The 15076-nt window shown below is 59.2% G+C and carries 10 protein-coding genes; all 10 read left to right on the forward strand.

The window, feature by feature from the left end:
• Positions 1-133 precede the first annotated feature (133 nt).
• The 10 genes from ABD05_RS34905 to ABD05_RS37200 all read left to right on the forward strand — a co-directional run bounded on the left by ABD05_RS34905 (position 134) and on the right by ABD05_RS37200 (position 15074).
• On the forward strand, positions 134-613 hold the full coding sequence (locus ABD05_RS34905) for a hypothetical protein (RefSeq protein WP_238594253.1): 480 nt from the start codon (positions 134-136) through the stop codon (positions 611-613).
• The gene (locus ABD05_RS34910; RefSeq protein WP_047904767.1) at positions 600-1373 is read left to right on the forward strand and encodes a hypothetical protein; all 774 of its coding nucleotides are present in this window, start codon (positions 600-602) and stop codon (positions 1371-1373) included. The genes ABD05_RS34905 and ABD05_RS34910 overlap by 14 nt, the downstream gene beginning before the upstream one ends.
• A 44-nt stretch (positions 1374-1417) precedes the next feature.
• Positions 1418-2239, forward strand: a complete 822-nt coding sequence (locus ABD05_RS34915; RefSeq protein WP_053060046.1) for a hypothetical protein — start codon at positions 1418-1420, stop codon at positions 2237-2239.
• Positions 2240-2258: 19 nt separating this feature from the next.
• Positions 2259-2699 (forward strand): hypothetical protein, encoded by a 441-nt coding sequence (locus ABD05_RS34920; protein ID WP_047904768.1) that lies wholly within the window; start codon positions 2259-2261, stop codon positions 2697-2699.
• Positions 2700-2717: 18 nt separating this feature from the next.
• Entirely contained in the window at positions 2718-3143 is a 426-nt protein-coding gene (locus ABD05_RS38235; RefSeq protein WP_148669216.1) for a hypothetical protein, read from the forward strand.
• A gap of 78 nt (positions 3144-3221) precedes the next feature.
• Entirely contained in the window at positions 3222-3893 is a 672-nt protein-coding gene (locus tag ABD05_RS34930; RefSeq protein WP_047904770.1) for a DUF2971 domain-containing protein, read from the forward strand.
• A gap of 56 nt (positions 3894-3949) precedes the next feature.
• Positions 3950-4246: a hypothetical protein gene (locus tag ABD05_RS38240; RefSeq protein ID WP_148669217.1), complete on the forward strand. Its 297-nt coding sequence runs from the start codon at positions 3950-3952 to the stop codon at positions 4244-4246.
• 229 nt (positions 4247-4475) lie between these two features.
• The gene (locus ABD05_RS34935) at positions 4476-4802 is read left to right on the forward strand and encodes a hypothetical protein (RefSeq protein WP_148669218.1); all 327 of its coding nucleotides are present in this window, start codon (positions 4476-4478) and stop codon (positions 4800-4802) included.
• A gap of 175 nt (positions 4803-4977) precedes the next feature.
• Positions 4978-14577: a hemagglutinin repeat-containing protein gene (locus ABD05_RS34940; protein WP_158361736.1), complete on the forward strand. Its 9600-nt coding sequence runs from the start codon at positions 4978-4980 to the stop codon at positions 14575-14577.
• Positions 14574-15074 (forward strand): SMI1/KNR4 family protein, encoded by a 501-nt coding sequence (locus tag ABD05_RS37200; protein ID WP_082146347.1) that lies wholly within the window; start codon positions 14574-14576, stop codon positions 15072-15074. The genes ABD05_RS34940 and ABD05_RS37200 overlap by 4 nt, the downstream gene beginning before the upstream one ends.
• Positions 15075-15076: the final 2 nt, after the last annotated feature.

Genomic DNA, 15076 nt, shown 5'->3' on the forward strand with positions numbered 1-15076 from the left:
CTTCTCCTCTATCAGCCGGTTGCGACTTATGCCGGGATACGACTATGGAATCAGGCTCTTACGGACAGGTCCCGAAATCCAGTACGCAAAGTGACAAATTTAATTCGAACGGAGTTGAAGTAACAGCATTATTTTGGCCGACAAAGTTGCCGTACGCGCGATGTCATCGTTTAATAACCATTCTCGGGCTGATCCGCAATGGTCGGATGTGCTCGTCAGGGACTGGTTGCACGGAGCCCATGACGACGCTTCGCTGATCAAGCAGGGAGTCGAACAGTACGACGCCACCTTCAGGCTCAAGGTATCGCGGCGTCCCTGGGCGACGCCTATGGATCCCGGCATGTTAGAGCTTGGTCGTCGACCGGGACATGCGTGGCATGCCTGTTGGAATTTCAAGGGCGGATGGTTCTTCGATCTCGCGCAGTTTTGGCAGGATATTGACGATGCCCAGGAGCTCGTCATGTTGGTGTGCGCGGCATCCTCATCTAGTCTTGAGGTCTTGTTTTCAGCGGTCGAAGATCCGCAAGCTGTGAGTGATGCGGTCGGACAATGCTTTGCCGCCGCGCTGGGAATCGTTGACGACACCAAGGACCGAAATCATGGCAACCATTGAAGTCGCGTGGGGTACGGTTCGCGCCAGCCTCGGCCAGTTGAGCTTCTCGGATATCCGAGATGTCGCCGGCCTGGCCGGCGTAGACGTCACCGAACTTTCCCATCTCCAACAAAAGTCGGGGAACGGGGTCACGAAGGATCAATTGCGCAGCGCGATCGACGGCCTGGTCGGCCTGATGGAAGCCGATGAGCGTCGGCGCTTCGTGATGCTCGTAGCCGAGGAGGTGTTGTCGCGCCGGCCGAATTTATGCGAAGAGCTTGAGGAGAAGCTGGCGCGGCACGGATGGGGCCTAGTCGACAACCGTCTGATTCCGCTGGAGCTGTTCGATCCGGCCGAGCTGACAAGTCTGCCAGAAGGGCCCCGAGAGGATCTGGTCAAGGCCGCGCAGCGCTTTCGCGATGGTGATCTGAGCGGGGCGATCGCCGCGGCCTGCGGCGCGGTCGACACGGCGGTGGCGGCAATTTATGACGAATATCAGCTGGGTGAGCCTGCCCAGTCGTTTCAGGAAGGCTGCAATCGCGCGGTGGCGGTCGTTATGGATCTCGACGCGGGATTGCGTGAACTGGGTTGGGATGCAGACGACGTGAAGATCTTCGCGAATAACTTCAAAGGCGCACTAACCCGGGGGGCCTACGTGATGCAGACCTTGCGCTCGAAGATGGGCGATGTGCATGGCAGCAAGCCCGTGCTCAAGCCGCTGGTGTTCGATGTACTGAAATGGGCCGAACTCTTTGTTCGCACGCTTACGCGCCCGCAATGAATGCACCTTTCACGACCCGCGAGGCGAACGCGCGAGATGAAGCAATGCGCGACGAACGTGCGTCGGCGGATCGCCACCAGGATTCGCCGGCACTGCAACGCATCTACGACGCACTCGACGCTGCACCGTCCGCGATCGTCGACCGACCAGTCGCGCTCGATCGTGAGCTGACCGCCGCGACGTTCGGGTTGCGCCGCAACCGCGAAAATCGGATTTATGCTGACGTTCCGCTTACCGCGCTGGTCGGCCTGTTCCACCGGACCTGGGCGCCGGACGCCACGACCTGGCGGTCGCTGCTGGACGGACTGCACGGTAGAGGGTGGGGCAGCGATACGCTGGCGTACTTCGAATCCGAGATCGGAGACGCGCATTTCCCAGCGCCGGCAGCAGCCTACCCGCTGATCCTGCGCGCCTATGGCGGCGCCGTCGTGTGCGTGAACGGCATGCACCGCCTGGTCGCCGGCGTTTGTTGGCTGGCCGCCCAACAGGGCGTCGAGGCCCGGCTGCGGAAAGTCGAGCTACAGATCTACGACGTGAAGCGGGCCGCGGTGACGGTGATGGTTGATGCATTGGGGCGGGGCGAGACGGTGCATGCGGCGATCAACACGGATTGCGAGACCGTGTTGATCCGCGCACGCAGTGCAGGAGCGGATCGCTACTGGCATGTCGACGGTGATCAGATCGAGCCGATACCGGCACCGGGTGGCAGGCACGACGCATGGCGCCGCTGGCTCGGGCAGCGAGCGCGTGCCGAGGCCGGCCTGACTTGGCAGACCGTGCCGCCGACCGTGATCGCTGCGCTGGCCGACGACGGCTGGTTGCGGGCGCAGCGCATCGCGCCGCGTTATGTGGACTCACCCCGATGACTTTATCGATGAACCTTCGATGACCCGAAAACCACTTTCTCATTCCCGGCGACCATTGACCAAGGCGCAGCTGTTACCGCTGCCCGTCGACCAGGTGCGCGCCCTCTCGCTGAAGCACCATCTCGCGCTCGCGATGCTACGCGACGGCCGCGGCGACATCGAGGCAATCATCACGCTGCTGAACGTGCTGTACCTCGCGTTCTTCCTGCGAGATAGCGGTCCCGCCGCGCTGGACAGCTGCCAACGCGCGGAAGTGGCGCTTGACGACTGCATCCGGAGAGCCGAGCGCGGAGAACCCTGGAGCGTCGCGGATACCGAGCGGCAGGCGCTCGAGGAATTGGTCGTCACCCACGACGCACAGCTGGCCGCGGCGCCGGCGTACCGTTACCTCGACGCGTGGGAACAGGTGCAGCGTGTCATGGCGTCCGGCGGTCGCTCGCCGATCCCTGCAGCGGCCTGACACGGGAGCAAAACCATCATGTCTTCTACCTTTGACCGGGCCGCCGCGCTGTCCATCGTGACGTCCACGCTCGCCGACGCAGTCGCGTGTGCCTATATGGACGCGCTCCCGATCGACGGCTACGCAGGAACTGGAGTACTGGCAGACTGGGTGCCGGCACCAGGTCGTTGTCACGAGCAGGTCGAATGCTGGCTGGCAATGCATCCGGCCGACACGCCGGTGCGCGGCTGGCTTGCTGATGGCGGCAACGATGCGCAACAGCGGTTCGTGTCGCACTCGCTGGTCCGCACGGCGGCCGGCGAGCTGCTCGACGTCGCGTATCCGCAGCCGCCATACGTCCAGCACTTCGTTGAGCATCCGGCGGCCGCCGGCGATTTTTTTGCCCTGGTCCGCGGTGAGCTGTGGGTGTCCGAACTTTACGTACCTTTTCCGAGTAGGAGTTGAATTCATGGCCCGATCTCAATATCGGATCGGTTACCGGCAGCCGATACAATGCACAACTCCGTTCCAGCCTGACCGACCATGCGACTCTACTACCTGACAGCAGAAAAATGGGCGAAGAAGATTATCGACGAACGTCGCATGAAAATCTCGCTTTTCGAAGAACTTAACGATCCCTTTGAATTGCTGCCACACGTCCTTCCTACTCAACAGCATCGAAGGGTTGCACAGGTGCTTCGCCAGCATCTATCCACACAGCGTGGTGTCATCTGTTTTTCAACGCATTGGCAAAGTCCGGTCATGTGGGCACATTACGGGAACAAGCACTACGGCATATGTCTTGGGTTCGATGTACCAGATGAATTGGCGATGAAGATCAACTACGAGCCAAATCGCCTCGATTTCGACGCCGACCTAAATGCGCACAACGCTGGGGTTACCCCCGACATGGTGAAAGCGATGCTGCTAACGAAGTTCGATGCGTGGCGATACGAAGGCGAGTATCGGGTAATGGCGGATCTTCAGGATCGGGATCAGGATGGACACTACTACGCGGACTTTGGTGACCATCTGGCGTTGCGAGAGGTGGTCATCGGTGTGCGCTGTGAAACGTCACAAGGGGAGGTCGCGTCCTGGATCGGTGACATTGGTCACGACGTTGAAATCCGAAAAGCACGGTTGGCGTTCAAAGAATTCAAAATTGTCGAACAGAAAAACATGCCTGTTCTCGTGGCTGGCCGCCGCTCGGAGTAGAGCGGTCACGCACGGAAAACAAAGACGCAGCGAAGTGGTTCACCGCCCGGGGGGGCTTGACTACCCGACTTCGTTCCGTCGTATTCATTGGTTGGGTTGAAGTGGGTCAATCCGCCGTCGCCGAGGTCGATCGCCTTGCTGCCCAGGACAGTCGTCCCAATAGACGCAAAGCAGGCGTGTCACGAACATCTCATCATTCAGAAACAAATACCGACGCGTTGGGAAAGGTCCGGCCCGGCCTCTGCGCATTTGCAAGCCAAGCCGATACATTGGCCGGTATTGCCCGGGAAGAGCGATCGGCCATGCCACGCAAGACGGAGCAGCAAGACGATCATAAAGAAATTTTTAATTGAATGGCGGCATTCCTATATATCGAGATAGGATATATAAAAAATATCCCAAACAATTGTTGATAATTGTAGGGATTTAGAAATCGTCAAGGATTGAAAAAACCCTGTTGTTCCGATGGACGGTAGCGCGCTTTCCCGTGTAGTGTTCAGTCGCGACCGCCTGGTGCGTGCGCGTTGCCGTCTGTCGGGGCCTCGTGCCATACAGCCGACAGCATCCGAGAGGCCGGGATATATGAGTTTGCATAACGATAATCTGACTGAGCGTAATCGGGCGTTGACCAACGACGTTGCCGTGCTTGAATCCATCGCGCAGCTGGCTCTGGAAAGTGCCGGCAACCGCGTGACGCATTTTGCGCGTCTGGCTGCGATCGCGCGATATGGGACCCGGGTTCAGTGCCCCGATATCGATCATGCCGTGTTGCTGGCGTCCATTGAGCAACTGAGCGAGCAGTACGAGCGCGAGGCGCGCAAGCAAGAGGATGTCTTGCGCACTGCTTACGCACTACACGCAATGCATAAAGGCGACGAGTGGACGCGGCTATCAAATGCAATGCATTGAATCCATTCCGCCTTCGCAAACATTCAGTCCGGTTGCGGCAACATTGTCGGCTCGGCCGCACAACGTCTAACATTCTTTGACTCGCATTCATGGTCGCGTGTTCGTGTCATAGCAGACCATTCAACAACTAAATCGCGTGACGCGCGGACCACGAATTTCCGGGTAGACCAGAATCATGAACAAGAATCAATATCGACTGGTGTTCAACCGCGTGCGCGGCATGTTGGTCGCGGTGGAAGAGACCGCAACCTCGGCGGGGAAGGCGAGTAAGGGCGAGGCGGAGTGTGCGGCCGACAATTCGACGCCAAACATGTTGGCGAGGTTTGCACTGCGTCACGCAGCATTTGCGGTACTCGTGGCGGCCGGCGCGACTCCGATGTTGGCAAGTGCTCAGATTGTGGGTGGCGGTGCACATGCACCTTCGGTCATCCAAACGCAAAACGGATTGCCGCAAGTCAACATCAATAAGCCCGGAAGTGCCGGTGTTTCTTTAAATACGTATAATCAGTTTGACGTTCAAAAGCCTGGCGCGATAATTAACAATTCACCCACGATTGTTAACACGCAGCAAGCGGGTATGATCAACGGCAACCCGAACTTCGGGCCGAACGACGCTGCGCGAATCATCGTTAACCAAGTTAACAGCAATAATCCGAGCTCGATTCGCGGTTTCGTTGAGATTGCCGGACAAAAAGCGGAACTCATCATTAGCAATCCGGCTGGATTGCTAATCGACGGCGGCGGCTTTGTTAACACATCGCGCGCCGTTTTGACAACTGGTGTGCCGTATTACGGCGCAGACGGTTCCGTGGCTGGTTTCAACGTGAATCGTGGGCTTGTAACGGTGTCGGGATCGGGCCTGAACGCAGCCAATATTGATCAGGTCGACATTATAGCTCGCGCCGTCCAAGCAAATGCGGCCATTTACGCGAAAAATCTGAACGTAATCGCGGGTGCGAATCAGGTTAATCACGACACGCTCGCGGCGACGCCGATTCAAGGCGATGGTGCGGCCCCGACGGTTGCGATCGATGTCGGCCAACTCGGCGGTATGTACAGTAACCGCATCTTTCTGGTGAGCTCGGGGAGCGCTGTCGGTGTCCAGAATGCCGGCACGCTTTCGGCAGACGCGGCCGGTATGACGCTCACGACCGATGGTCGGTTGGTGCAGTCCGGCAAAATCAGCTCGGCTGGCAATGTCGCCGTGTTGGCCGGCGGCGGCATCGAGAACAGCGGCACGACCTACAGCCAGCAATCCGTGTCGCTGAATACCGGCGCGGATGTGGCCAACACTGGTACGCTCGCCGCGCAACACAACGTCGGCATCAATGCCGGATCGCTGAATTCTGCGGGTGCGATTGGCGCGGGTGTGGACAGTAACGGCACGGTCACGCAAGCCGGTGACCTGCAAGTAACGACGACGGGGCAACTGACCGCGACCGGCCAGAACATCGCAGGCGGAAATACGACGCTTCGCGGTTACGGCGTCAATCTCGCTGGCAGCAAGACGGCGACGAACGGCACGCTTGATGTGAACGCAACAGCGGGTGATATCAACCTGTCCAACGCGACGACGAGCGCACTGGGCGCATTGAGTGCGACCGCAGCGGGCGCGATCGTCAACGATCACGGTAGCCTCTCGAGCCAGAATGGTGTCACGCTGACGGCGGGCAGCGTCTTGAACCAAAACGGCACCGTGTCGTCGCAGGGGCCGCTGACCGTTCACACGTCCGGGGCGATTTCGAATCAGGCCGGCACGCTGGTGTCGCAGAACACCGCAGACGTGGAAGGCGGTGCGATCGACAATCACCAAGGCATCATCCAGAGTGCCGGTCAAATGACGGTGGCTGGCGCTTCGCTGCAGAATACCGCCGGGCGCGTGACGTCCCTGAACAGCGACGGCCTGTCCATTACGACGACCGGCCAGCTCACGAACGCGGCAGGTACGTCCGCGAACGGCGCGCAAGGCGGTGTGATCGGCGGCGACGGCGGCATCAAGGTGCAGGCCGGCAGCATCGCGAACCAAGGCTCGATCAGCGCTGCGACCGATTTGAGGGTTGGTGCGCAGTCCGTCGACAACGGTAGCGGTTCGCTGACGGCTGGTCAGAACGCATCGGTTGATGCCGGCACGCACCTGGCTAACGCCTCCGGCAGCATTTCCGCCGGCGCATTGGCAAACGTTCGCGCGTCCAATCTGGACAACACTTCCGGTTCGATTCAGGGCAGCCAGTTGTCGCTGTCGGCGACCGACCTGGCGAACCGGTCGGGCACGATCACGCAGACCGGCACGAACCCGACCGCGATCGCGGTTTCTGGCACGCTTGACAATAGTTCCGGCACGGTACAGACGAATAGCGCCGATCTAAGCCTGACGCCGGCGACACTGATCAACGACCACGGCAAGATCGCGCACGCCGGCAGCGGCACACTGACCATCGGGACCGGTGCACTGTCGAATCAAGGCGGTTCGATCGCGACCAACGGCGCGCTCGCGCTGACCGCCGCCGCCGTGTCGAATCAGGCCGGCACCCTGTCCGCACAGCGGCAGGCTACGCTCAGTGTTCAATCGCTCGACAATAGCGCGGCCGGCTACATCGGTGCCGACAGCGTGACGATCAAATCTCAAGGAGCGGTCAACAACCAAGCGGGTGCGATCGAGTCGAATCATGCCTTGACGGTCTCGGCCGATAGCTTGGCAAACGACGGCGGCGCCGTCAAAGCGCTCGGCACCGATGCGTTGTCCGTCACGACGACGAACGTACTCTCGAACACGGCAGGCGGCACGATTGGCGGCAACGGTGACGTGTCGGTTTCCGGCGGTTCGGTCGACAACTCGAATGGTTCTCTGCTCGCCGCTCAATCGCTGTCAGTACAGTCGAATGGCCAGCTGAAAAATTCCGCAGGCCTCATCCAGGCGAACAACGGCAATCTGACGGCCAGCGCGCAGGGGGCAATTCTCAACCAAGGCGGACAAATCGAGGCGAACGGTAGGACGTCGACCCTGCAACTGTCCGGTGCAAGCATCGACAACAGCGATGGTCGCGTCGCAAACATCGGAACCGGTGCGACTTCAATCAACGGTGGTGCGTCGATTACGAACACCGATGCCTCCGGTAAGGCCGGCGCAGGTACGATCGGCGGCAATGGTGACGTGATGTTGACCGCGCAGACCCTCACCAATGCGCAAGGCGGCCAGACGCTGGCGGGCCACGACCTGACCTTGAATGTCAGCGGCAACGCGAGCAACGCAGGCGGTGTGCTGTCCGCGGCGAACAACCTAACATTCAACGGTGCGAACGCAGCGCTGTCTAACCAAAACGGATCTATACGCGCCAACGGCGCGCTGTCGTTGACCGCTGCGACGATTGACGACACCTCGGGCAAGATCGGCAATGACGCTGGCAGTGGTGGTAGCGTGTCGATTCAGACTGGTGCACTGTCGAATCAGGGCGGTGCGATCGGCAGCGATCAAGACCTGACGCTGAACACCGGTACGCTGTCCGGCGATGGGTCCATCGTCGCGGGCCGTAACGGTTCGATCACGCTCCGGAGCGACTACACGCAGACGGCCGCGAACAGGCTTCACGCGAATGGCAACCTCAATTTCACCACGTCCGGCAAGCTGACGAACCAGGGCGTACTGGATGCGAACGGCGCGCTGACCGTAAATGCGGCGAATGTCGAAAACCAGAGCGGTGCGGATCTGAATTCCGCGAACACGACGGTCAACGCAAACGGTGGAACGATCGATAACGCTGGGCGCATCGAAGGTGATTCGGTCACGACCAGCAGCGCCACGTTGAACAACACGGGGACCGTGATCGGTGCCAACGTCACGGCGAACGCGAATACGATCACGAACACCGGAGCCGCCGCCGTCTTTGCAGCCGCCAATCAACTGAACCTGTACGCGACGAATCAATTGTCGAATACGGGTGGTGCGAACCTGTTCAGCGTCGGTGATATCAATATTGCGGCGAACGGCCAGCGCGATGCGAACGGATTGCTCGCCAATCGCACGCAAAATGTGCTGAACGATCAATCCACGATCGAAGCACAAGGCAATCTTGAGCTCGCCGCGGGCACGTTCACCAATTCGCGTCCTGCGCCGACAGTCACGACCGAAACGACCGGCGCGACGACCTCGCACCAAACCAAGCGCCAGAAATACATCGTATGCGCGACGATGAACGCGGACCCGAACGGTGGCTGCTCGCAGGCGATGTGGGTGAATGGCTATAAGACGGCGCTCACCTCAAGCTATAGCCCATCGCAGATCGTATCGGAATCGTCCGGACCGAACGCAATCGACAAGGTGCTGGTCGTCAACGTGAATGGCAAGCAGCAGACGATTTACTACAACACGCTGACGACCAACGCAGACGGGTCGGTGACGGTCAACTATTGGGATGCCTACGACCCACACGTCAACTACGTCCCGGATACTGAATACAAGACACGCAGCGACGGCCACAACGGCTATCAACGTGTTGAAATCTGGCGCGATACCACGTCGACGACTCAGCAAGACAAGGTAACGAGCCAGGCGCCGCAGGCGCAGCTCGTGGCGGGCGGCAGTATCACGATGGCGAACGTCGGCACGATCAACAACGACTACAGCGTGATCGCGGCCGGCAAGTCGATTCAAATCGGCAGCACGCAGCAGAACGGTTCCGTTGGTAGCGGCAGTTACGGCGGCACGGTCGTGAACAACGTCGGGCAGACGTTGTATCAGTACCAAACGGACAACATCGTGTCGATGTACGCGTGGAACGAAGACACCACGCAGGATCGCGGCACGATCGTTGAACCGCCGGTAGTCCATACGCCAGTCGCCATTGGCGGAACGGGCGGCACGATCATCGCGAATCAGTCGGTGTCGATCACCGGCCAGAGCGTCAATAACCAGAACGTCGCAGCGCAGAATTCAGCGACCGGCGCAACGGGCGGCACGCTCGGCAACAATTCGGCGAATCAGGGTGTATCGGGTAGCACGCTGAACAAGGTCGGCGCGGCAAGCGGTTCGACCACGGTGCCGGCCCTGCAATCGGTCGCAAGCGCAACCGGTGCGTTGTCGATCACGCTGCCGACGAGCGGCATGTACTCGATCCACTCCGCGCCGGGCCAACCGTATTTGATCGTCACCGATCCTCGGTTGACGAGCTATACGAATTTCATCTCGAGCGACTACATGCTTGGGGCATTGAACCTGAACCCCGCGAGCATCGAAAAGCGCTTGGGCGACGGGATGTATGAGCAGCAAATGGTGCGCAACCAGATCACGCAGTTGACGGGGCGCACCTTCCTGCCGGGCTATGCGAGCGCAGAAGACGAATATCGGGCGCTGATGACGAACGGCGCGAACTACGCCAAGGAGTTTGGTCTGGTGCCGGGCATGGCGTTGAGCGCCGCGCAAATGGACGCGCTGACGAGCGATATCGTGTGGTTGGTCGACCAGACCGTCACGCTGCCCGATGGCAGAACGACGCATGTGTTGGCCCCGGTCGTCTACATGGCGCAGACCCACGCGAACGACCTGCAGCCGACCGGCGGCTTGATCGCGGCCGACGATGTGGAAATCCATACGGCCGGCAGCACAACGAATACGGGTGTCATCAAGGGCGGCACGAAGACTGTGCTGACCGCAACCGATATCCTGAACCGCGGCGGCACAATTTCGAGTAGCGGCGCCAACGGCACGACGGTCGTGTCGGCGAGCAACGACGTGGTGAACGCGTCGGGGATGATCACCGGCAACCGGGTCGCGGTCAGCGCCGGCCGGGATATCGTCAACACGACGCTGGTTGATGCCGTGGGCGCGACCGGTGCATCGGGCGCAAGCAAGGTCAGTACAAGCCTGGTCGGTCAGCAAGGCTCGATCGCGGCGACGGGCGACCTGTCGGTTCAGGCCGGTCGCGACCTGTCGCTGCACGGTGCGAATCTGTCGGCCGGCGGAGATGCACTCGTGACGGCAGGCCGAAACATCAACGTCGATACGGTGCAGTCCACAACGAACCAGTCGATGTACCTGAACGATCAGCATCATTGGGAAGAATCCACGACGAAGAACGTGACGAGCGGCATTACCGCGGGCGGTACCCTGGGGATGCAAAGCGGTAACGATACGACGCTTAAGGGCGCGAATGTATCGGCCGGCAAGGATTTGTCAGTACTGGCTGGCGGCAACCTCACGGCAACGACGGTCACCGACACAGCGAAGCTCGATAACGTCGCAACCGATGGGCGCGCGCGCAAGGAAGTAGACCATACCTACGACGAAACCGCAGTCGGCACCACCTTCTCGGCTGGTCGCAATGCAGCATTGTCGGCCATCGACATCGCTGATGCGTCGAAAGGCAATGTCACGTTGACGGGCTCGTCGGTTACGTCGGGTACCAACAGCGTGACGCCGGGCGGTGTGACGATTGCCGGCAGCGGTAACGTGACGATCAACGAAGGCCGTGAGGAACACGACAGCTACAAGAACGTCCAGACGAAGCGCGGCAGTTTCGTATCGGGTTCGACCACCAAGGAATCGCACGACACGCAAGCTAACATCGGTGTCGCGAGCACCGTATCGGGCGATACCGTCAGGATTCAGTCCGGCAAGGACATCACGGTTCGGGGCAGCAACGTAGTCGGCACAAACGATGTCGATCTGTACGCGGCGCGTGACGTCAGGATCACGACTTCGCAGGATACGGTGAAGTCGGCGAACAGCTTCGAGAAAAAGGAATCGGGCCTCATGTCGAACGGAGGCATGTCGGTTTCGATCGGCACGCGCTCGATGTCGGATCAGCAGCATTCGACGGAAGTCACGAACACCGGCAGCATGGTCGGTTCCTTGAACGGTAATCTGAATGTGACCGCCGGAAGCAACCTGCACGCTACCGGTAGCACGTTGCACGCAGGTAATGACGTGTCGCTCGAAGGCAAGACTGTCAAGATCGATTCGGCTTACGACACGATGAGTCAGGCGGAACAGCAGCAATACCGACAGGCTGGCGTGACGGTCGGCGTGACCAGCCCCGTCATCGCCTTGGCACAGACCGGCAGGCAGATGGTCGAAGCGGCCGGCAAAACCAAGGGCGATGCACGTCTGACCGCGCTGGCGGCCGCAACGACGGGCCTTGCTGCGAAGAACGCCTATGATGCAACGGGCGGCGGCGATCCGTCGGCACTCGGCAAGACCGTCGGTATCAATATTTCCGTCGGCGCGAGCAAGAGCGACAACCAGTCGCAATCGCAAGCGAGTACGGCAGTCGGTAGTACGGTGTCGGCTGGCCGCAACGTATCGATAAAGGCAACGGGCGCTGGTGCCGATAGCAATATCGACGTAATCGGTAGTACGATTTCGGCCGGTGGCAACGCTAAGCTTGCCGCAGACGGCAAGGTGAATCTGGAAGCGGCTGAAAGTACCAGCAGCCAGTCATCGAAAAATAGTGGCGGAAGCTTCGGCGTCGGCGTGTCGATTGGGGGCGGTAAGCAGAATGGAATTGCATTCACGGCTGGCGTCGCGGGCAATCGAGGAAACACCGATGGCAATTCAACCGCTTGGACGAATACGCACGTCACGGCAGGCGACACGCTGACGATTCAATCCGGCGGCGATACGAACATCAAGGGTGCGGTCGCGTCCGGCAAGCAAGTCGTCGCAGACGTGGGCGGCAACCTGAACGTCGAGAGCTTGCAGGACACCGACCATTACAATTCGAAGCAACAAGGCGCAGGCGTATCGGTCAGCGTGTGCGTGCCGCCGTTGTGTGCCGGCCCGTCGAGTGTATCGGGCAACATCAGTCAGCAGAAGATGAACAGCGACTACGCGTCGGTCGCCGAACAGTCGGGCATTAAGGCTGGCGACGGCGGTTATCAGGTCGATGTAAAGGGAAATACGGACCTGAAAGGTGGCGTGATCGCAAGTAACGACAAGGCTGTACAGGACGGCAAGAACAGCCTGACGACGGCGACGCTGACGACGAGCGATATCCTGAATCATGCGTCTTACGACGCGTCGTCGGTCGGGATTTCTGGCGGTTACGGCGGCGGCATCGGCAAGAACCAAAAGGGAACGGCCGATAACGTAAATCCTGTTGCCGGCACGAACCTCCCGGATCGCGGCGGATTTTCCGCTACTCCCCCGATTGCGTTGAGCGCATCGGACAATGCGAGTTCAACCACGCGTAGCGGGATCAGTGGCGGTTCGCTCAAGATCACCGACAACGTCAAGCAACAGCAGATGACTGGCAAGTCTGCCGACGAGACAGTCGCGAGCGTCAATCGCGATACGTCGAATACGGGCGGCACGCTCGCGCCTATTTTCGACAAGGACAAGGTGCAGGCCGGGTTTGATATCACCAGTCAGTTCATCAATCAGGCTGGCACGTTTGTCGATAATCGGTTAAAGGAAGCGGATGCAGCAAAAGCGGCATCGAAGAATCTCGACCTGACGCCCGAACAACGGGCAGCAGCGCAGCAGAAAGCCGATCAGTTGATGGCAGATTGGGGGCCGGGTGGGACCTACCGGCAGGTACTGTCGGCGTTGACGGCAGCAGCAGGCGGCAACGTCACGGGTAGCAGCGGACAGTTTGTTCAAGCTGGCGTCGTGAACTACTTGCAACAACAGGGCGCGTCGTACATCGGTGATCTTGTCAAGACGGGCGCGGTCACGGAAGGCAGTCCGCTGCACGCAGCAATGCATGCGATTGTGGCCTGTGCTGGCGCGGCTGCAAGTAGTCAGAATTGCGGCGCTGGTGCGATGGGGGCAGCGACGTCGAGCCTGTTGAGCAATCTGTTCACCGATAGTCCGAACGAAACCGCGACGGAGAAGCAGGCCAAGGGGAACCTGATTTCCAGTATTGTCGCGGGCGTTGCCACCGCTGGCGGACTGAACGCAGCGACAGCAACGACGGCGGGTCAAACGGAAGTCGAAAACAACTTCCTCACGCAGCCGGAGCAGACCGCACGCTCGTTGGCGAAAATCAGTTGTTCGACGGCAGCCGATCCGTCGGTGTGTAACCAGAAGGTCAAGCAGCAGTATGGCAAGCTCTGGGAAGCGAACGAAGCCAAGGTAAAGGACTGCGCCAGTGCCGATGCATGTAAGGCCGTGCTTACCGATCTTCGGCAGCAGCAAGTCGAATACGGTGCTCGCGAAAACGAACTGCAACAGAAGCTTCGGAATACCGGGAGCCTGTCTGCCGCCGAGATGGACGAGCTGCTGAATCTCAAGTCGTCCGACACGAATTTGATGTCGCTCCGTACAGCAGCGCTTCAGAGCTACACGCGCTATGCTGGTATGGATGCGCTCAAGTCGTTGCAGGGGTCGGAGCTGATTGCGGAGCTTGGGATCGGAGCGTCGCCGGGTGCTGGCTACGGCGTGGCGGCGGCCATTACTGGCGTTGGTCGCAATGGGTTACCCCTGATTAACGGGCGCTACCCAATTAATAGCAAATACGCGGACCAGCAGTTTCCGATGGACAAACTTCCCACCGAAATTCAGCAGAAGTATCCGCAAGGAGTCAAGTTCAACTCGCAGGGATTCCCCGACTTTGCGCCATACGCGAAGGCGCGAGTCGATGTCGTCGATTTGACGGGGGACTATAATAAAGATGCTGCACTCTCAAATCAGGCGGCAGGGTTTACGAAGACGCCCAGTGGCTATGTATGGCATCACGTCGAAAATGCCGGGACGATGCTCCTGATTCCCCAAGACCTGCATGATGCGATTCGCCATACCGGAGGCAGTGCCGTTCTAAAGCCGCCCCCAGGAGCTCAATGATGATTATTAAGACACGCAACGCATTGCCTGCGCCGACACCTGAAGCTATTGCTAAGGTCGAGCGCGAAATTGGAAGGACGCTTCCGTCCGAGTATATAGAAATTCTGAAGAAACTAAACGGAGCTTATTTTGACTCAAATGCGTTTGATATTCCGGGTGGGGGTGGTTCTGGAATTGGTCAATTTATTCCGTTTGATAAGATTCATCAAAATATCGGATATATGGAGCAGACTGAGGTTTCGGGCTATTTCCCAATAGCTCACGCCGAAGGTGGAAACTATGTTTGCATATCACTTCATGACGGTGATTATGGGTGCATTTATTTCTGGGATCATGAAATTCCCGGGTATGAGGCTTTGTCGAAGGTTGGGAGTTCATTGGTTGTATTTTTGGATTCCCTTCGTCCATTTAAGCCCGAGGAAATTTATCTCGATCCGGCCCGAGTTAAGAGTGTTTGGGTAGATCCTGAATTTCTAAAGAATTTAAAAGATGATTAAAG

Origin of the sequence: Burkholderia pyrrocinia (genome assembly GCF_001028665.1) — a bacterium.
Lineage (GTDB): Bacteria > Pseudomonadota > Gammaproteobacteria > Burkholderiales > Burkholderiaceae > Burkholderia > Burkholderia pyrrocinia.

What these genes read in the sequence shown, in the direction of transcription:
- ABD05_RS34910 (WP_047904767.1), top strand. Translation starts at nt 600, where the DNA reads ATGGCAACCATTGAAGTCGCGTGGGGTACGGTTCGCGCCAGCCTCGGC.
- ABD05_RS34915 (WP_053060046.1), top strand. Translation starts at nt 1,418, where the DNA reads ATGCGCGACGAACGTGCGTCGGCGGATCGCCACCAGGATTCGCCGGCA.
- ABD05_RS34920 (WP_047904768.1), top strand. Translation starts at nt 2,259, where the DNA reads ATGACCCGAAAACCACTTTCTCATTCCCGGCGACCATTGACCAAGGCG.
- ABD05_RS38235 (WP_148669216.1), top strand. Translation starts at nt 2,718, where the DNA reads ATGTCTTCTACCTTTGACCGGGCCGCCGCGCTGTCCATCGTGACGTCC.
- ABD05_RS34930 (WP_047904770.1), top strand. Translation starts at nt 3,222, where the DNA reads ATGCGACTCTACTACCTGACAGCAGAAAAATGGGCGAAGAAGATTATC.
- ABD05_RS34935 (WP_148669218.1), top strand. Translation starts at nt 4,476, where the DNA reads ATGAGTTTGCATAACGATAATCTGACTGAGCGTAATCGGGCGTTGACC.
- ABD05_RS34940 (WP_158361736.1), top strand. Translation starts at nt 4,978, where the DNA reads ATGAACAAGAATCAATATCGACTGGTGTTCAACCGCGTGCGCGGCATG.
- ABD05_RS37200 (WP_082146347.1), top strand. Translation starts at nt 14,574, where the DNA reads ATGATGATTATTAAGACACGCAACGCATTGCCTGCGCCGACACCTGAA.